At 69.6% G+C, this 18,716-nt stretch carries 17 protein-coding genes; 5 read left to right on the forward strand and 12 right to left on the reverse strand.

Features of this window, described 5'->3' with window-relative positions; all coding sequences use genetic code 11:
• Positions 1 to 13: 13 nt before the first annotated feature.
• The 8 genes from H4281_RS11170 to H4281_RS11205 form a co-directional block, all read right to left on the reverse strand.
• The gene (locus H4281_RS11170; RefSeq protein WP_182890784.1) at positions 14 to 1,045 is read right to left on the reverse strand and encodes an MlaD family protein; all 1,032 of its coding nucleotides are present in this window, start codon (positions 1,043 to 1,045) and stop codon (positions 14 to 16) included.
• Positions 1,042 to 2,079, reverse strand: coding sequence for an MCE family protein (locus H4281_RS11175; protein ID WP_182890785.1), 1,038 nt, complete (start codon positions 2,077 to 2,079; stop codon positions 1,042 to 1,044). Before H4281_RS11175 ends, H4281_RS11170 begins: the two co-directional genes overlap by 4 nt.
• Positions 2,076 to 3,431 carry an MCE family protein gene (locus tag H4281_RS11180; protein WP_182890786.1) on the reverse strand — a complete coding sequence of 452 codons (1,356 nt, stop codon included), beginning with the start codon at positions 3,429 to 3,431 and terminating at the stop codon, positions 2,076 to 2,078. The genes H4281_RS11175 and H4281_RS11180 overlap by 4 nt, the downstream gene beginning before the upstream one ends.
• On the reverse strand, positions 3,428 to 4,288 hold the full coding sequence (locus tag H4281_RS11185; RefSeq protein ID WP_009075203.1) for an MlaE family ABC transporter permease: 861 nt from the start codon (positions 4,286 to 4,288) through the stop codon (positions 3,428 to 3,430). The genes H4281_RS11180 and H4281_RS11185 overlap by 4 nt, the downstream gene beginning before the upstream one ends.
• A 1-nt stretch (position 4,289) precedes the next feature.
• Positions 4,290 to 5,081 carry an MlaE family ABC transporter permease gene (locus H4281_RS11190; protein WP_037353718.1) on the reverse strand — a complete coding sequence of 264 codons (792 nt, stop codon included), beginning with the start codon at positions 5,079 to 5,081 and terminating at the stop codon, positions 4,290 to 4,292.
• Positions 5,082 to 5,204: 123 nt separating this feature from the next.
• A complete protein-coding gene (locus tag H4281_RS11195) occupies positions 5,205 to 5,969 on the reverse strand; it encodes a glucose 1-dehydrogenase (RefSeq protein ID WP_182890787.1) in 765 nt (254 codons plus the stop codon).
• 13 nt (positions 5,970 to 5,982) lie between these two features.
• Positions 5,983 to 6,864, reverse strand: coding sequence for a 3-oxoacyl-ACP reductase (locus tag H4281_RS11200; RefSeq protein ID WP_182890788.1), 882 nt, complete (start codon positions 6,862 to 6,864; stop codon positions 5,983 to 5,985).
• Between the two features lie 121 nt (positions 6,865 to 6,985).
• A complete protein-coding gene (locus H4281_RS11205; RefSeq protein ID WP_182890789.1) occupies positions 6,986 to 7,171 on the reverse strand; it encodes a ferredoxin in 186 nt (61 codons plus the stop codon).
• A 103-nt stretch (positions 7,172 to 7,274) separates the two neighbouring features.
• Between H4281_RS11205 and H4281_RS11210 the strand changes: the two genes are divergently transcribed.
• Both H4281_RS11210 and H4281_RS11215 read left to right on the forward strand, forming a co-directional pair.
• Positions 7,275 to 8,438 carry an acyl-CoA dehydrogenase family protein gene (locus H4281_RS11210; protein WP_182890790.1) on the forward strand — a complete coding sequence of 388 codons (1,164 nt, stop codon included), beginning with the start codon at positions 7,275 to 7,277 and terminating at the stop codon, positions 8,436 to 8,438.
• Positions 8,439 to 8,449: 11 nt separating this feature from the next.
• Complete coding sequence (locus H4281_RS11215) at positions 8,450 to 9,478, forward strand: acyl-CoA dehydrogenase family protein (protein WP_182890791.1); 1,029 nt, start codon at positions 8,450 to 8,452, stop codon at positions 9,476 to 9,478.
• Here the strand turns inward: H4281_RS11215 and H4281_RS11220 are convergent.
• The 4 genes from H4281_RS11220 to H4281_RS11235 form a co-directional block, all read right to left on the reverse strand.
• Positions 9,462 to 12,086: a bifunctional acetate--CoA ligase family protein/GNAT family N-acetyltransferase gene (locus H4281_RS11220; RefSeq protein ID WP_182890924.1), complete on the reverse strand. Its 2,625-nt coding sequence runs from the start codon at positions 12,084 to 12,086 to the stop codon at positions 9,462 to 9,464. The two genes, H4281_RS11215 and H4281_RS11220, sit on opposite strands and share 17 nt — an antisense overlap.
• Before the next feature lie 464 nt (positions 12,087 to 12,550).
• Positions 12,551 to 13,723 (reverse strand): acetoin utilization protein AcuC, encoded by a 1,173-nt coding sequence (locus H4281_RS11225; protein ID WP_182890792.1) that lies wholly within the window; start codon positions 13,721 to 13,723, stop codon positions 12,551 to 12,553.
• A gap of 57 nt (positions 13,724 to 13,780) precedes the next feature.
• Positions 13,781 to 14,482, reverse strand: a complete 702-nt coding sequence (locus H4281_RS11230) for a DJ-1/PfpI family protein (RefSeq protein ID WP_182890793.1) — start codon at positions 14,480 to 14,482, stop codon at positions 13,781 to 13,783.
• 72 nt (positions 14,483 to 14,554) lie between these two features.
• A complete protein-coding gene (locus H4281_RS11235; RefSeq protein ID WP_182890794.1) occupies positions 14,555 to 15,394 on the reverse strand; it encodes a sulfurtransferase in 840 nt (279 codons plus the stop codon).
• Positions 15,395 to 15,504: 110 nt separating this feature from the next.
• Here H4281_RS11235 and H4281_RS11240 point away from each other — a divergent pair, with 110 nt between their 5' ends.
• The 3 genes from H4281_RS11240 (at position 15,505) to galE (ending at position 18,479) form a co-directional block, all read left to right on the forward strand.
• Complete coding sequence (locus H4281_RS11240) at positions 15,505 to 16,227, forward strand: iron-dependent transcriptional repressor DtxR (RefSeq protein WP_009075181.1); 723 nt, start codon at positions 15,505 to 15,507, stop codon at positions 16,225 to 16,227.
• A complete protein-coding gene (gene galK / locus H4281_RS11245) occupies positions 16,224 to 17,408 on the forward strand; it encodes a galactokinase (RefSeq protein WP_182890795.1) in 1,185 nt (394 codons plus the stop codon). The genes H4281_RS11240 and galK overlap by 4 nt, the downstream gene beginning before the upstream one ends.
• A gap of 90 nt (positions 17,409 to 17,498) precedes the next feature.
• Positions 17,499 to 18,479 (forward strand): UDP-glucose 4-epimerase GalE, encoded by a 981-nt coding sequence (galE, locus tag H4281_RS11250; protein ID WP_182890796.1) that lies wholly within the window; start codon positions 17,499 to 17,501, stop codon positions 18,477 to 18,479.
• Positions 18,480 to 18,716 lie beyond the last annotated feature (237 nt).

The following is an 18,716-nucleotide window of genomic DNA, read 5'->3' on the forward strand; positions in this document are numbered from 1 at the left end:
ACGTCGGCGGTAGTCATCGTCCACCCACCCCCTGGTCCGGCGCGGAGATCGGCGGCGTGCAGCCCTCCGGGTTGATCGACAGCCCGCCCGCCGTGATCGTCGGCGGCAGCAGACCGCACAGATACCCCTCGAACCAGCGCCCGTTGCCGGTCGCGTTCGCGCCGACCCGGGCGAACGGGGCCATCAGCTGCAAGCTCCGGTCGAGGTTGCCCTGGTTGCGCTGCAACACGTCGGTCACCTTCCCGAGCGCGGCGAGCGTCGGCCCGATCTGCGTGCGGTTGTCCGCGACCAGCCCGGACAGCTGCTTCGAAATCTCCTGCGTGCCCTTGAGCAGCGTGCTGATCTGTTCGCGGCGCTGCTGCAGTTCGGTCAGCAGCAGGTTGCCGTCGCCGATCAACTGCTGCAGCTGCGCGTTCCGGTCGGACAGCGTCTTCGAGATCTTGCTCGTGTTGGACAGCAGCGTGTGCAGGTCGGCGTCGCGCGAGGACACCGTCTTCGACAACGCCGACAGCCCGGACAGCGTGTCCTTCAGGTACTTCGGACTGTCCTTGAGGGAATCCGACAGCGCGGTGAAGCTCTGCGCGAGCTGCTGCGTGTCGATGTCGCCGACCGTGGTGGACAGCTGGTTGAACGCGTCCTGCAACTGGAACGGCGTCCGCGTGCGCTGCACCGGAATCGTGTCGCCGGGCGTCTGCGTGCCGCCGCCTTTCGTGTCCAGCGCGAGGTACTTCTCCCCCAGCAGCGTCTTGATCTCGATCGACGCCGTGGACGCGTCGCCGACCCGGACGCCCTTCACCCGGAACTTCACGAGCACCTGCTTGTGCCCCAGCTCCACCGACGTCACCTGCCCGACCTTGACGCCGGCCACCTGGACCTCGTTGTCCGGCGCGAGCCCGGCGGACTCGGCGAACGCCGCGGTGTAGGTGGTGCCGTTGCCGAACATCGGGATGCTGTCGGAAAAGTACGTCACCGCGGTCACCAGCACGATGAGCACGAGCGTCACCGCGCCGACGCTCGCCTGGTTCCGGTCCTTCAGTCGTTTCACGGGCCACACCTCGGCGCGCGTTCGGTGCCGGGGATCGGCACGATCGGCAGCGTCACGTCCAGCGAGGAAATGCCGATGGTGCCTTCGATCCCGCACAGGTAGTAGTTGAACCAGCTGCCATAGCTCAGGGTCCGGGTGAACTTCTCCAGGTTGCCCGGCAGCACTTGCAGCAGATGCTCGATGAGCGGCTGCGAATCGTTGAGGTTGTTCGCCAGCTTCCCGAGCTGGGTCACGTCCTGCTGCACCGCGGGACGGGCGTCGGCGAGCAGACCCGCGGTCGCGTTGGTCAGGTCGCCGAGCGCGCCCACCGCGTCGCCGATCGGCTTGCGCTGCTCGGCGAGGCCGCTCACCAGCCGCTGCGTCTGGTCGACGAGGTCGCCCAGCTGCGGGCCGCGCGCGTTGACCGTGCTGAGCACCTGGTTGAGATTGTCGATGACCTGCCCGATCACCTTGTCTTTGCCCGCGATCGACGTCGTGATCGACGCGGTGTGCGAGAGCAGGCTGGTGATCGTGCCGCCCTCTCCCTGGAACACCTGCACGATCTCGGCGGAGAGCTGGTTGACCTCCTTCGGGTCCAGCGCCTTGAACAGCGGTTTGAACCCGTTGAACAGCACGGTCAGGTTCAGCGCCGGTTTCGTGCGCTCCGGCGGGATGGTGTCGCCGGGAGACAGCGTGTCGCCGCCGCTGACGTCGGTGCCGAGCGAGAGGTAGCGCTGGCCGACGAGGTTGCGGTACTTGATCGTCGCGGTGGCGAGCGAGGGCAGCTTGTACGCCGATTCGACGAGGAACCGCACCTCGGCGTAGTTCTGCTCGCCCTGGTCGACGCCGATCGTCTCGACCTGGCCGACCTTCACGCCGGAGATCCGCACGTCGTCGCCGGCCTGCAGCCCGGACGCGTCGGTGAACTTCGCGACGTAGGACGCGGTGTTGCCGAAGTTCGTGTTCGCGATCGTGGTGGCGAGGACGCCGGTGAGCAGCACCGTGACCACGGCGAAGATGCCGATCTTGATCAGCGCGGGAACGAACGACCTCATTTCAGCTCCACCTCCGCCCCCCGGTACAGCGGCCCGACCAGCAGCGACGACCAGCCCGGCACGTTGTCCGGCGTGGTGTTCAGCGTCGGCGAGGCGAGCAGGTCGAGCAGTTTCTGCTCGTCGGCCGACCCGGCGATGCTCGGCGCGCCGCCGGTCGACCCGGACCCGCCGGGCAGCGGGCCGTTCGTGAAATCGCCGGGCAGCGTGCCGTCCGGATCGTGCGGCGGAGCGGGCTTGGTCGCCCCGTCCTTCACCGCGCCGTCCGGCGGGTACTGCGGCCAGCGCCCGGGTTTCGGCACCTGCAGATAGCAGCGCGGGCCGCGTTTGTCGTCGTACTTCGGCTCGTCGACGCCAGGCAGGTACTTGCCGCGGCTCGCCGAGAACTCGATCGTCACGCGGCTGACCTCCGGATGCGCGGTGCCCTTGCCGAACGCCAGCTCCGCGTTCGGCACCGTCCCGGCCAGCTGCTTGAGCAGGCACGGGTATTCCGGCGCGTACTTCGCGAGCACGTCGAGCGTGGGCTGCACGGCGGTGGTGAGGCGGATGATGTTGTCCTTGTTGACTTCCAGGAAGCGCGTCAGGTCGGTGGCGGTGCCGGTGACCGAGGAGTACAGATCGGTCAGGCCGCGCTGTTTCTCCACAATGGTCTGCGTGGTCGTGGTGAGGTCCGACAGCGCCTGCAACGCGTCCGGCGCGGCCTTGTCGTAGATGCCGGACACGTTGGCCAGCCCGGTGATGTCCGCCTTGAGATCGGGCAGCGACGGGTTGAGCTTGCCGAGGTAGTCCGAAAGCCGGGTCAGCGTCTCGCCGAGCTTCTTGCCGCGTCCGTCGAGCGCGGTGGACACGGCGTTGAGCGTGCTGGACAGCTTTTCCGGCTGCACCGCCCGCAACAGCGGCATGACGTGGTTGAGCACCTGCTCCAGTTCGATCGCGGTGCTGCTGCGGTCCTGCGGGATCACGTCGCCCGCCTTGATCGGCCGCTGCGCCCGCTCGGGCAGCTGGAGCGCGACGTACCGTTCGCCGAACAGGGTCTTCGGCAGCAGCCGCGCCGAAACATTCGACGGGATCACGTCGGTCTTGTCCGGCTGCAGCGCCAGTTCCAGCTCCGCGTGGTCGCCGACCGGCCGCACGTCGCGGATCTCGCCGACGAGCATGCCGCGTACCTTCACGTCCCCGCCGACGCGCAGCTGGCTGCCGACGTGGTCGGTCTCCAGCTTCACCAGCGTCACCGGCGTGAACGCCTTGCGGTACGCGGCGATCGTCGTGGTGAAGAACAACGCCGCCACGACCAGGAACACCAGCCCCAGCAGCTGGTACTGGAGCCGTTTGCGCAACTCTCGACGGGTACTCATCCGGATATCCGCACTGTCGTGTTCGCGCCCCAGATCGCGAGGCTCAGGAAGAAGTCCAGCACCGAGATCAGCACGATCGACGTGCGGACCGCGCGGCCCACCGCGATGCCCACCCCGGCCGGCCCGCCGGACGCGGTATAGCCGTAGTAGCAATGGGAAAGGATCACCAGCACGCTGAACACGATCACCTTGGCGAACGACCACAGCACGTCTTCGGGCGGGAGGAACAGCGTGAAGTAATGGTCGTACGTGCCCGCGGACTGGCCGTAGAGCCAGATGGTGATCTGCCGCGACGCGAGATACGAGGACAGCAGGCCCACCGCGTACAGCGGGATCACCGCGGTCACCCCGGCGAGCACGCGCGTGGTGACCAGGTAGGGCATGCTCGGCACGGCCATCACTTCGAGCGCGTCGATCTCCTCGGAGATCCGCATCGCGCCGAGCTGCGCGGTGAACCCGCAGCCGACGGTCGCCGACAGCGCGAGCCCGGCCGAGAGCGGAGCGACCTCGCGGGTGTTGAAGTAGGCGGAAATGAACCCGGTGAGCGCGGCCGTGCCGAGCTGGTTCAGCGCCGAATACCCCTGCAAGCCCACGATGAGCCCGGTGAACAGGGTCATGCCGATCATCACGCCGAGCGTCCCGCCGATCACCGCGAGGCCGCCGGTGCCGAAGCAGACCTCGGTGAGCAGCCGCGTGGTTTCGCGGCCGTAGCGGCGGATCGTGCGCGGCGACCAGGCGAGCGCCCGGCCGTAGAAGGACAACTGCTTCCCGAGTCCTTCGAGGCTCGCGCCGGGGCGCGCGATGATCTCGAGCGTCCGGTCGGACGCGCGCGTCTGCTCGATCGGTTCGGCCGTCATGTCACAACGCCTTCGGGGGCACGACTTTGAGGTACACGGCGGTCAGCACGACGTTGATCAGGAACAGCAGCAGGAAGGTGATCACCACCGCCTGGTTCACCGCGTCGCCGACGCCCTTCGGCCCGCCCGCCGGGTTCAGCCCGCGGAACGCGGCGACCACGCCCGCGACGAAGCCGTACAGGAACGCCTTGATCTCGCTGATCCAGAGGTCCGGCACCTGCGCGAGGGCGTTGAAGCTGGCCAGGTACGCTCCGGGCGTGCCGCCTTGCAGGACCACGTTGAAGAAGTAGCCGCCGAGCACGCCGACCACGCTGACCAGGCCGTTGAGCAGCACCGACACCACGATCGCGGCGAGCACCCTCGGCACCACGATGCGCTGCACCGGGTTGACGCCGAGGACTTCCATCGCGTCGATCTCTTCCCGGATCTTGCGCGCGCCGATATCGGCACAGACCGCGCTTCCCCCGGCCCCGGCCACCAGCAGCGCCGTGATCAGCGGGCTCGCCTGCTGCACGATGGCGAGCGCGCTGGCCGCGCCGGTGAAGGACTGCGCGCCGATCTGCGTGGTCAGCGATCCGAGCTGCAGGGCGATGACCGCGCCGAACGGGATCGCGACCAGAGCCGTCGGAAGAATGGTCACGCTCGCGAAGAACCAGCACTGCTGGATCCATTCGCGGAACTGGAACGGGCGCTTGAAGATCGCCCGCAGGACCTCCCAGGACAGCGTGGCGAGCCTGCCGACCTGGGTCAGCGCCGCGGTGCCCGGGAGAGTGACCGAGCCGCTTCCGCCCACCGCACCTCCCAGTAGTCACCCCCGAGTCTTGCCCATCCCCGCCCGCCGATTTCGGTTAGCGGTGTTCACTCCCGTCCCTTCGGCCCCCAGCGGTCACCCTAGGCGCACCAGCACCCGGCGACCTCACAATTTCAGCGCGTGCGTGGCCGTAGCGCCGCCGTCGGCGACGAACTCGCCGCCGGTGCAATACGAACTCTCGTCGCTGCCGAGGAACACCAGCAGCGGCGCGATCTCGTCGGCGCGGCCCACCCGGCCGAGCGCGACCTTCTTGCCCACCCAGGACACGTCCACGTCCGCGCCCGCCGCGTCGGAAACCATCTTCGTGTCGATCATGCCCGGATGCACCGAATTGACCCGGATCCCGCGCGCGCCCAGCTCCAGCGCGGCGACCTTGGTCATCCCGCGGATCGCGAACTTGGTCGCGGTGTAGGCGACGAGGAACGGCATCCCGGCCAGACCCTCCACAGAGGACACGTTGACGATGGAGCCGCCGCCGGCCCCTGCCATCGGTTCAACGACCGAGCGCATGCCGAGAAACGCCCCGATCTGGTTGATCCGCACGACGCGTTCGTATTCGGCGAGCGGCGTCTTCGCGAGTTCCGAAAAGTACAGCACCCCGGCGTTGTTGACCAGCACCGTCGGCGGCCCGAATTCGGCCGCCGTGGTCTCGACCGCGGCGGTCCAGCCGTCCTCGTCGCTCACGTCGAGGTGGCAGAACACCGCGGCTTCGCCGAGTTCCGCGGCGAGCGCTTTGCCTTCGTCGTCGAGAACGTCGGCGATCACCACTTTCGCGCCTTGCGCGACGAACGCGCGCGCAGCGGCCGCGCCCTGTCCGCGCGCTGCTCCGGTGATCAGGGCGACTTTGCCGGCCAACCGGTCCTCGGTCATGCGTCCTCCGGGTTCAGGGCAGCGAAAGCAGATCGGTCGCGGCGAACATCCGCTCCGGGTCTCGATCGGCGAAGTGCGCGCCGACGGTCGCGGCGAGTTCGCCGGTGGTCCAGGCGCCGTTCGCGGTGTCGAACCGCTCCTCCACCGACGGCGGCTTCAGCAACGCGACCATGCCGCCGTGGACGACGAAAACCTGACCGTTGACGGCGTCCGCGTCCGGCGACGCGAGGAATGCGACAAACGGAGCAACGTGCTCTACCGACAACGGATCGAGTCCGTCCTTGGGCGCTTCGCCGAAGACATCCGCGGTCATCGCGGTGCGGGCGCGCGGGCAGATCGTGTTGGCGCGCACGCCGTACTTCGCCAGCCCGCGCGCCGCGGACATGGTGAGCGCCGCGATGCCCGCTTTCGCCGCCGAGTAGTTGGGCTGCCCCGGCGAACCGACCAGGAACGCCTCCGAAGCGGTGTTCACCAACCGGCCGTACACCGGCTGTCCCTCCATTTTGGAGCGATCGCGCCAGTACGCGGCGGCGTTGCGGGACAGCAGGAAATGCCCGCGCAGGTGCACCGCGATGACCTTGTCCCAGTCCTCGTCGGACATGGAGAACAGCATCCGGTCGCGGAGCACGCCCGCGTTGTTCACGACGATGTCGAGGCTGCCGAAGTGGTCGACCGCGGCCGACAGCAGTTCCTTCGCGGTTTCGGCCGCCGAGACGTCCCCGGCGACCGCGAGCGCTTTGCCGCCCCGCTGTTCGATCTCGGCCACGACGTCTTTCGCCTCGCCGATGTCGTTGACTACGACGGACGCGCCTTCGCGGGCCAGCGCGAGCGCTTCGGCCCGGCCCAGCCCGGCTCCGGCCCCGGTGACGACAGCGACTTTGCCCTCGAGCGTCATCGAACCGCCCCAGCCTGGCCGTTCGTCTTCCCTACGGACGGTTCCACCCGCGAGCCTCCTCGTCGAAGCCTGCCTGACGCAGCACAGACTAGAATCTGTTCTCGCATTGAGCAAGCCCCGATCAACTGGTCGTGAACAGGGCGTTCTTTGGGCAATTGGTCACCGCTTGCGAAACACGTTCTACTTCTTCCTCCGGAACCGGTCCGATCACCAGGTTCTCGTCGTCGTCGAGATCGAAGACCTCCGGCGCGAACCCGACGCAGACCGCGTTCGCCTCGCACAGCTCCCGGTCGACACTGACCTCCATGCTTCCTCCCGCTCGCCGCTCCTGGTACAACTAGAACAGGTTCTAGCTTACCGCCGGGGCCCGGTACGACACCACAACGAGACCGGCGGGGTGGAGGTGACGGGTGCGGATCGACTACACGCCGCAGCAGCGGGCACTGGCCGCTGAGCTGCGGGAGTACTTCGCCGAGCTGATGACGCCCGCGCGGCGGGAAAGCCTCGCCGCGCCGGGCGGCGAGTACGGCGACGGCTTGGCGTACAAGGAAATCGTGCGGCAGCTCGGCAAGGACGGCTGGCTCGCGCTCGGCTGGCCGCGCGAGTACGGCGGCCAGGACCGCAGCATGCTCGACCAGCTGATTTTCACCGACGAGGCGGCGGTCGCCGGGGTGCCGGTGCCGTTCCTGACGGTGAACACGATCGGCCCGACGATCATGCGGTTCGGCACTCCGGACCAGAAGGCGTTCTACCTGCCGAAGATCGCCGCCGGCGAACTGCATTTCGCGATCGGCTACTCCGAACCGGGCGCGGGCACCGACCTCGCCTCGCTGCGCACGCGGGCAACCCGCGACGACGACGAGTACGTGGTCAACGGGCAGAAAATGTGGACCAGCCTGATCGAGTACGCCGACTACGTGTGGCTCGCCGCGCGCACCGATCCGGAGGCGCGCAAGCACAAGGGCCTGTCGATCCTGATCGTCCCGACCTCCGCGCCGGGTTTCTCCTGGACGAAGGTGCACACCGTCGCCGGGCCCGGCACCAGCGCGACCTACTACGACGACATCCGCGTTCCGGTCACGTCGCGGGTCGCCGAGGAGAACGCGGGCTGGCCGCTGATCACCAACCAGCTCAACCACGAACGCGTCGCGCTGACGTCAGCCGCACCGGTGCGCAAAGCGCTGGCCGACGTCGTGGAATGGGCCCGCGCGGAGTCGCTGACCGACCGCGAATGGGTCCGGACGCACCTCGCGCGCGTGCACGCCTGCGCGGAGTACCTGAAGCTGCGGAACTGGAAAATCGCCTGGGCCGCCGCGGCCAGCGAACTCGGCCCGGCGGAGGCGTCGGCGACCAAGGTGTACGGCACCGAGATGGCGATCGAGGCGTACCGGCTGCTGATGGAGGTGGTCGGCGCGGCCGCCGTGGTGCGCGACGGCTCCCCCGGCGCGGTGCTCGCGGGACGGCTGGAACGGCTGCACCGCTCGGCGTTGATCCTCACTTTCGGCGGCGGCACCAACGAGGTGCAGCGCGACATCGTCGCCGCCACCGCCCTCGGCCAGCCCGTGACGCGTTAGGAGTTCTCCCGGTGGACTTCTCTTTCACCGAAGCACAAACCGACCTCTCCGCCCTGACCCGGCGCATTCTCACCGATCAGGTCACCGCGGAATCACTGGGCGCGCACGGGTCCGGTGGTTTCGATGCTCCACTGTGGACTGTTCTGGCCCGTTCCGGCGTCCTCGACGCCGCCTTGCCTTCGACAGTCGGCGGCGGCGGTTTCGGTTTGCTGGAACAGTGTTCTGTCTTGATCGAGATCGGCCGCGCGGTCGCCCCGGTCCCCTACCTGTCCTCGGTCGTTCAGGCTGGCTCGGTGCTCACCGACCCGTTGCTGGCTGAGCGATGGCTGCTGCCCGTTTCGCGCGGTAAAGCTGTCCTCGCGGTCGCTTTGGGCGGTTCCTTCGTCGCTTCAAACGGACGCCTCACCGGTACACAGACCGCGGTCCCCTTCGCAGCCTTCGCGGACGCCTTACTCGTCGAAGCTGCCAACGGCGTGTACATCGTCGAGAAGGACGCTGCTGGGGTCTCGATCGAAGCGCAGTCCACCACTGACCATGCCGACGCTGGTTTGGTGACACTGTCAGACACCCCCGGAGTCGCTCTCGGCGATGTCGGCGAACAGTTGCGCCTTCGCGGCACTCTAGGCGCTTGCGCACAACAGTTGGGTGTGCTGGAACGCGCGCTCGAACTGACAGCTGCGTACACGCGTGAACGCAAGCAATTCGACAAGGTGCTGGGCAGCTTCCAAGCCGTCCGACACCGTCTCGCCGACGCGTACATCGACGTCGAGGCCGTACGGCTAACGCTGTGGCAGGCAGCCTGGAAGCTCTCCGAAGGCCTGCCCGCTGCCGCTGACGTGGCCACCGCGAAGTTCTGGGCCGCCGAAGCCGGACACCGTGTCGCGCACACCGCAGTGCACCTGCACGGCGGCGTCGGCATCGATGTCGAGCACCCCGTCCACCGCTACTTCGCAGCCGCGAAGCGCCTGGAATTCACCAGCGGCGGCGCTACGGAACAACTGCTCGGTCTCGGCGACTTGGTGGTCAGTCCAACGGCGTGATGTGCCGCAGCCGACGCGGTCCAGTATCCGGCCGCGTCGGCGGTGCACCCACCACCAACCGTGCGTTGGCGACAAACGCCCCGTCCGGCGACGCGAGGATCGGATCCAACGCCAAGGACCGCACCTCCGGGTTGTCCTCCGCGAGCGCCGCGACGCGCAACACCATGTCCTGCAACGCCGCGAGGTCCGCAGGCTCGTCACCGCGATACCCGGTCAACAAGGGCGACGTACGCGGCTCTCGGATCAGCGTCGCCGCGTCAACGTCCGTCAACGGCACCGCCCGGTACGCACGGTCGCCGAGCAGCGTGCTCACCAACCCGGACAGCCCGAACGAGACGAGCGTGCCGAACGACGGATCGTCCTGCAGTCCAATGGCGCACGACAGCCCCTTCGGCGCCATCTGTTGCACGTACACTTCTTCGTCGCCGGACACCGCGCGCAGGTCTCGGTACGCACCGCGTACGGAGTCTTCGGACATCAGGTCAAGCCGTACGCCAGCGAAGTCCGGCCGTCCGCGCAACCGCTCGTCGACCGCTTTCAGCGTGACCGGATACCCCAGCTCCGCCGCCGCGGCCACCGCCTTGCTTTCACTGGCCGCCACCCGGAACGGCACTACGTCCACGCCGTAACAGCTGAGCAACCGCACCACGTCGTCATCAGACAGCAGCGTCGAACTGCCGTCCTCCGGCAACAACTCTCGCACGATCTCCTGCGCCTGCTCGACGTGCAGACCGCTAGGCCGCACCAACGTCCCCTGCGGCCGTTGCCGCCACGCGGCGTACCGCACCACTCTCGCCAACGCGTTCACTGCACGCTCGGGGCTCGAATACGACGGAATCGACCCACGCGTCGGCACCCCGTCGTCCGAAAGCACCGCCAACTCGTCCGGCACGCCTTCCGCAGCGAGGAACGTCGAGACGATCGGCTTCGACTGCTTCATCTCCGACACCGCTTCGCGCAACGCTCGCGCGTACGCAGCCCCAGGAATCGCCACCGGCGGCGCAAACACCGCTATCAACGCGTCGGTATCCGGCGAATCCAACGCCTCCCGAACCGCCGTAGCGAACTCGTCCGGCCCAGCCTGCGGCCCGATGTCGACCGGATCGAACGCCAGCCGCAGCCCCTCCGCACGAGCGGTATCCGCCGCCAGCAACCCGATCGCACTGGAGTTCCCGACGATCCCGATCCTCGGCCCCGCCGGCAACGGCTGATGCGCGAACACGAGCGCCGTGTCGAACAGTTGCGCCAGCGACTCGACGCGTACGACGCCAGCCTGCTCGAACAACGCCTGCACACTGGCCTCGTCGACTTCCGCCGACGTCGCCGCGAGCTGCGGCCGCACCGCATGCCGCCCCGACTTCACCGCGACGATCGGCTTCGACCGCGCCAACCTCCGCGCCAGCCGCGCGAACTTGCGCGGATTGCCGAACGACTCCAGATACAGCAACACCAAATCGGTGTCCGGATCCGTTTCCCAGTACTGCAACAGGTCATTGCCGGACACATCCGCCCGGTTGCCCGCCGACACGAACGTCGACAACCCCAGCCCGCGCGACCCCGCGTCGGCCAGAATCGCCGTCCCCAGCGCACCGGACTGACAGAAGAACCCGGTCCGTCCGCGCTTCGGCAACCGCGGCGCGAGCGTCGCATTGAGCCGAACGTCCTTCGCGGTGTTCAGCACACCCAGCGCATTCGGCCCGACCACGCGCATCCCGTGCGCCCGCGCCTCGCCGACCAGCCGCAATTCCGCGTGCAACCCCAGCGGCCCCGACTCCGCGAATCCGCCGGACACGATCACCAGCGTCTTGACGCCCTTGGCCAGGCAAGCGTCCAGCACCGATTCGACGGCCTCCGCCGGAACCGCCACCAACGCCAGGTCAACCGGATCCGGAATGTCCAGCACGGACGGATACGCCCGCACCCCGCGAACCGACCGATGCTCCGGATTGACCGGATACACCGCCCCCGCGAAGTCCGCCGCGAGCAGGTTGGCGAACGCGACATGCCCGACCTTGGTGGGATCCGCGGACGCCCCGATCACCGCCACCGTGCCGGGATGGAGCAGATTGTGCACGCTCCGCGCCTCGGCCGCCTGCTCCCTCGATCGCGCGACCGCGAGCGATTCCTCGGTCGGGTCGATGTCGAACTCGAGATGCAGCACGCCTTCCTCGATCGCACGACTGACCTGGTAGCCCGCGTCGCGGAACACACGCACCATCGCCGCGTTCTCGCTCAGCACTTCGGCGACAAACCGCCGCAACCCGCACTCCGACGCCGCCGCGGCAAGATGCTCCAGCAGAATCGACCCGAGCCCGCGCCCCTGATGCTTGTCGTCGACGACGAACGCGACCTCCGCCGAAGGCCCCTGATCGAGCCGCTCGTAGCGCCCCACCGCGACCACGTCGTCCCCGAGCAAGGCCACGAACGCGACCCGATCGTGGTGGTCCACAGTAGAAAACCGCTCCAAATCCCGCGGCGGGATCCGCGGGTAGGCGCCGAAGTACCGGAAATACCGGGTGCGGTCGGACAGCCTGCTGTGGAGGGCTACGAGACCGTCGGCGTCACTGGGCACGACCGGTCGCAAGTGGACAGTGCCGCCGTCGGACAGGACTACGTCGGCTTCCCAATCGCGGGGGTAGTCGTAGGGATCACGCTTCCCGCCGTCTGCGGCGGGGTTCGCTGGCTGCTCCGACGCGCTGCGCCCGCCTGCCGCGCCCGGCGCCGCCTTGCCGCCTGCCGCAACGGAACCTGCCGCGGAGCCAGGCCGTTCCGACGCCGCGGCACCCGCTGCCGGGTCCGTGCCGGACTCGCTCTGAACAGGTCCGCCCGCCGGACCGCTTCCTCCGTGCCTGTTCTCCGCAGCCGATGCAGCCGCTCCGGAGGAAACGCCGCCGGGCTTCGGGTCTCCGGCCGCACTGGGTCCTCCCGCCGCATAACGGGCGTCGCGTCCGGAGGAGCCCCCGGGAGCCGGTGCATCGGTTCCGCCGAAACCGCTCGTCGGGTGCGTGTCGCGAGCGGGATCGCCCGGGCCGGGGTTGCCGGTGCCGGGGCGGCGAGGTTGGTCGGGCATGGTCAGTCCCTCGGATCGTCCGGGTCGAGGCCGTGCAGGGGGAAGATCGCGCGGCGGGTGTCGCGGATCGCGATGTCCACCGGGTCGTCCGCGTCGTCGCCCCAGGGTTTGAAGGCGGTGTCCTTGCCGTCGGTCATCGCGGCGGGGAGGTCGGCGGCCGGGGCGGCGTGGCGGACCGTCGAGACCCAGCCGGGCGGCAAGGGCGTTTCCGGCGGGACGTCGCGGTCCAGCACGGTCGCCATCAGGTGCGTCCACGAGCGCGGCACGACGCGGATCAGCTGGTATCCCCCGCCGCCGACGGCGAGCCAGCGGCCGTTCGCATAGCGTTCGGCGAGGTCGCGCAGCGTGGCGTAGATGGTGCGGTGTCCGTCGACCGACAGGGACATGTCGGCCATCGGGTCTTCCTCGTGCGAATCCACTCCGCACTGGGTGACCAGCAGTTGCGGCTGGAACTCTCGCAGCACAGCCGGAACCACCGCGTCGAACGCCCGCAGCCACCCGGGGTCCTGCGTATGCGGCGGCAGCGGGACGTTCACCGCCGTACCGGCTGCCTTGCCCTTGCCGACCTCGGCGGAGTAGCCGGTACCGGGCCAGAGCGTGAACGGGTGCTGGTGCATCGAAACGGTGAGCACGCGCGGGTCGTCGTAAAACGCGGCCTGGACGCCGTCGCCGTGGTGCACGTCGGTGTCGACGTACGCGATGCGGTCGAAGCCGTGGTCGAGCAGCCACGAGATGGCGATCGCACAGTCGTTGTAGATGCAGAAGCCGGACGCGTGATCGCGCATCGCGTGGTGCAGCCCGCCCGCGATGTTGACTGCCCGCCGCACCTCGCCGTCGGCGATCTTGCGCGCGGCGAGCAGCGTCGAGCCGACGACCAGTGCGGTCGCGTCGTGCATCCCGGGGAACACGGGGTTGTCGTCGGTCCCGAGCCCGTGCCCGACGTCCCAGCCCACGTTCGGCGCTTCCCGCACCGCGGCCAAGTACTCGGGCACGTGGACGCGCAGCAGTTCCTCGTCGCCCGCCGCAGTGGGCACGAGCAGGTCGACGCCGTCGAGCACGCCCAGCTCAGTGGCGAGCCGCACGGTGAGGTCGAGCCGGACGGGGTTGAACGGATGCTGCCCGCCCAGGTCGTACTTCAGCAGCGACGGATCCCAGACAACTGCAGGCGACGACATGCACCGCACTGTACTTCCCCGCCGCACCCCGAGCCGGATTTCGCGGCGGGGCAAGACTCAGCCGCGCGTCCAGACGACGCCGCGCGCTTCGTACTCGAGCATCTCTTCCAGCCCGACCGCCGCGTCGGAGCCGAGTTCACGCTTCACCAGCCACAAGGCCAGGTCCAGCCCGCTCGTGATGCCGCCTGAGGTGACTACGTCGCCGTCGTCGACCACGCGGGCTTTCTTGAGCACGCCGCCCTGTTGGACGAGCGTTTCGACCGCGCCGTGGTGCGTCGTGCACGGACGTCCGCGCACGAGTCCGGCTGCGCCGAGCAGCAGTGTGCCCGTGCAGAGCGACGCGAGGGTCAGCCCTTTGCGCGGCGCGGCCGCGAGCGCGTCCGGCAGGACCTTGCGGTCGATTTCCGCCCAGATGCCCGGGCCTTTCCGCTTCCCGTAACCGCCGCCCGGCACCACGATGATGTCGGCGTCCTGCGGCGACCAGCCGCGCTCGACCTCCACCTTCGTCCCGTACGCCGCGCGCACGACGCCCGGCCCGTCCACGCGCACGTACGAAACGTCCGTGCCGCGTTTGGCGTGCATGCCGGCTGCGGAGAACACCTCGTACGGACCGGCGAAGTCCTGCTCCTCGACGCCGTCGAACAACACGACCTGGACGCGCAACGGCCGACGCCCGGTCGCCGCCCCGGCCTCGGCCGGCAACGCCGCCATCGCCGCTCCGGCCGCCGCCGACCCGCGCAGGAATGTTCTTCGCTCCATGAACGCCGCCTCTCGCCTGGAAAAGCCTTCCGGACGAGAAGTCGGCGCGCGGCGCGGAAAGTTCCGGCGGATTCAGCCGCGTTCGGGCCCGGTGGCAGCGGGACGCTCCGGATCGCGCGACCAGTGCGACCAGGAACCCGCGTACAGCGCGGCCTGCTCCGGATGCCCGGCGACCTCCAGCGCGAGCACCACCGACGACGCCGTGACGCCCGAACCGCAGTAGGCGCCGACCGCAACCCCGTCCGCCAAGCCCAGCGAAGCGAACCGCTCGGCAAGCTCGGCCGGCGACTTCCAGCGCCCGTCCGCGCCGGCGTGCTCGGACGACGGCGCGCTGACCGCGCCCGGGATGTGCCCGGCCCGCGGGTCGACGGGTTCCGTCTCGCCTGTGTAGCGGACGTGCGCACGCGCGTCGAACAGCACGCCTTCGCGCGCGAGCGCCGCCGCCTCGTCCGCCGACAAGACCGGCATCGCGCCCGGCCGGACCTCGATGTCGCCGGGCTCCGGCGAAGGCACGTCGGTCGTCACTTCCCGCCCTTCGGCCAGCCACGCTGCGTAACCGCCGTCGAGCACCGCGACCTCCGGATGACCCGCCCAGCGCAGCAGCCACCAGGCGCGCGCGGCGACCGAACCGTCGGCGTCGTCGTAGACGACCACCGGACGCCCCTCCCCTACCCCGGCTTTCCGCAGCTCACGCTGCAGCGCGGCCGGTTCGGGCAGCGGATGGCGGCCGCCCTCGCCGGGCGGCGCGGCCAGCGCCGTGTCGAGGTCGGCGAACACCGCCCCGGGCAGGTGTCCCTCCTGGTAGGACTCCGCTCCGGACGGTCCGCCGAGCCGCCAGCGGACGTCCAGCACGACGGGACGCTCGGGGCCGGGGAACGCGGCGAGCTCGGCGGGCGTGATCAACGGTCGCATGGGCCCCATCTTGCAGGTCCGGACGCGGTTCGCGCATCAGGGCAGGACTTTTCGCGGAGGCCGGGCCGTTACGCCGAGGCGAGCCGTCGCTGTCGGGGCCAACGACTACGATGAGCTACGCGGACGAAGGGGACAGCGTGAACGATCTCATCGACACCACCGAGATGTACCTGCGTACCATCTACGAGCTCGAAGAGGAAGGGGTCGTCCCGCTGCGGGCCCGGATCGCGGAACGCCTGCAGCAGAGCGGGCCCACCGTGAGCCAGACCGTGGCCAGGATGGAGCGCGACGGGCTGGTCGTCGTCGCGGACGACCGGCACCTGCAGCTCACCGACCACGGCCACGACCTCGCCGTCGCGGTCATGCGCAAGCACCGGCTCGCCGAACGCCTCCTCGTCGACGTCATCGGCCTCGAATGGGAGCACGTGCACAACGAGGCGTGCCGCTGGGAGCACGTGATGAGCGAGGCCGTCGAGCGCAAGCTGGTGAAGCTGCTCGACCACCCGACCACGTCGCCGTACGGCAATCCGATCCCCGGCCTCGACAAGCTCGGCGACGGCGATCCCGCGCCGCGCGCCGAGGACGGCCTGGTGCGCCTCGACGAGTTCGCCCGCACCGGCGGCGGCGAGGTGGAGATCCGCCGCATCGCCGAGCACGTGCAGCTCGACGAGTCGCTGCTCACCGAGCTGCGGACGGTCGGGATCGTGCCCGGCGGCCTCGTCACGGTCGGCAAGGCTTCCGGCGGAAGCGCCACCGTCGAGGTCAAGGGCACCGAAACCACGGCACAGGTGTCCACCGCGGCGCTGCACGCCGTGCTGGCGCTCGCCAAGTGACCCCGGCGGCCGACGCGGCGCGCGCGTTCCAGGACGTCCACGGGCGGGCCCCGGCAGGCGTGTGGTCCGCGCCGGGCCGGGTGAACCTGATCGGCGAGCACACCGACTACAACGACGGGTTCGTGCTGCCCTTCGCGCTGCCGCACCGGCTGGCCGCGGCCGCGTCCCCGCGCGAGGACGGCAAGCTGCGGGTCGCCACCCTCGGCGACGACGGACAGCTGCAGCACTCCGGGCCGCACGACATCGCCGCGCTCGAACCGGGATCGGTCGAGGGATGGGCCGCGTATCCCGCCGGGGTGGCGTGGGTGCTGCGCGACCAGGGCTACGCGGGCGGCGCCGACCTGGTCATCGCCGGCGACGTGCCGTCCGGGGCGGGGCTTTCCTCCTCTCACGCGCTGGAATGCGCGGTTTCGCTGGCGTTGCTGGGCGTGGCCGGGGTCGAGCTCGAGGACGGCGGAGCGGGGACTCCCGCGCGCCCGGAGATCGCGCGCTGGGTGCAGCGGTCGGAAAACGACTTCGTCGGCGCGCCCACCGGGCTGCTCGACCAGACGGCGTCGCTGTGCTGCGAGGACTCGCGGGTCCTGTTCCTCGACGTCCGCTCGGGCGAGATGGAGCAGGTGCCGTTCCCGCTCGGCGAGGCCGGGCTCCGGGTGCTGATCATGGACACCCGCACCAAGCATTCCCACACCGACGGCGGCTACGGCGCACGGCGGCGCGGCACCGAGCGAGCGGCGGAACTGCTTGGCGTGAAAGCGCTGCGCGACGTCACGCTCGACGGGCTCGACGAGGCCCTCGCGCAGCTTCCCGAGGATCTGGTCCCGCTGGTGCGCCACGTGGTCACCGAGAATCAGCGGGTGCTCGACGTGGTCGCGTTGCTGCGCGAGAAGAAGCTCGCCGAGATCGGGCCGTACCTCGACGCCTCGCACGTGAGCATGCGCGACGACTACCGCATCTCGACGCCGGAACTGGACCTCGTGGTCGATTCGGCCCGCTCGGCCGGCGCGCTGGGCGCGCGGATGACCGGCGGCGGGTTCGGCGGCTCGGCGATCGCGCTGGTCCGCGACGACGATCTGGACGGAGTGCGCACCGCGGTCGAAACCGCCTGCGAGCAGGCCGGGTTCCGCCGTCCGCGGATGTTCACGGCGGTGCCGTCGCGCGGCGCGGGCCGCGACGAAGCCTGATTTCCGGAGCAACCCCCGGAGGGTCCGTCGCGTCGCACTGAGGGGAGACTGTGCCGCAGAGTCGCCACCCCTCAGCAGAAAGGCCTTGACGTGACGGACCAGCAAAGCCCCCTGAAGCTCATCGTGACGGGCGGCGCGGGGTACGTGGGCAGCGTGTGCGCCGCCCGCCTCATCGAAGCGGGTCACCAGGTCACCGTGGTGGACGACCTGTCGACCGGGCACGCGGACGCGGTGCACCCGCAGGCCCGCTTCGTCGAGGGCGACGCCGCCGAGGTCGCCGCGGACCTGCTCGGCGAAGGTTTCGACGGCGTGCTGCATTTCGCCGCGAAGTCGCTGGTGGGCGAGTCGATGGCCGATCCGGCGAAGTACTGGGAAGGCAACGTGGTGACCTCGCTGCGGCTGCTGGAGGCGATGAAGAAGCACGGCACGCCGCGCCTGGTGTTCTCCTCCACGGCTGCGACCTACGGCGAGCCTGACGTGTCGCCGATCCCGGAAACGGCCCCGGCGCAGCCGACCAACACCTATGGCGCGTCGAAGCTCGCCATCGACCACGCGATCACCAGCTTCGCCCGCGCCCACGGCCTCGCCGCGGTCAGCCTGCGCTACTTCAACGTGGCAGGCGCGTACGGCGCGTTCGGCGAACGGCACACCACCGAAACCCATCTCATCCCTCTCGTCCTCCAGGTCGCGACCGGCGACCGCGACCACATCTCCATCTACGGCGACGACTACCCGACGCCCGACAAAACGGCCGTCCGCGACTACATCCACGTGGTCGATCTCGCCGACGCCCACCTCCTCGCCCTGCGCCACGCCACCGGCGGCGAGCACCGCATCTACAACCTCGGCAGCGGCACCGGGTTCTCGGTGCTGGAGGTCGTGGAAGCCTGCCGCCGGGTCACCGGGCACGCGATCCCCGCCGTGGTGGCCCCGCGCCGTGCGGGCGACCCGTCGGTGCTGGTCGCGTCGAGCGACAAGGCCAACGGCGAACTCGGGTGGACGCCCAAGCTGACGGATCTCGACGGGATCGTGTCGGACGCTTGGCAGTTCACCCAGTCGCGTCGTTCCTGACGGCGGATCCCGGCCAGACCTCGGGCACCGCGTACCGGGTCTGGTTCGGACGTGGTTTTCGGTGCGGGGCGGGGATTCGGATGAGTCCCCGCCCCGGCATCGTTGTGGCGAGCACCGTTCGGGCGCGGCCAGGCAGTGGGATTCCACTTAGGACTTGCCGGTGTGACAGCAACGCGGGCGCCGCGGACGGAATCCCTCTCAAGCAAAGCCATTCCGGCGCATCGCCATGCAACCGCA

This window comes from Amycolatopsis dendrobii (assembly GCF_014145675.1).
GTDB classification, from domain to species: domain Bacteria; phylum Actinomycetota; class Actinomycetes; order Mycobacteriales; family Pseudonocardiaceae; genus Amycolatopsis; species Amycolatopsis dendrobii.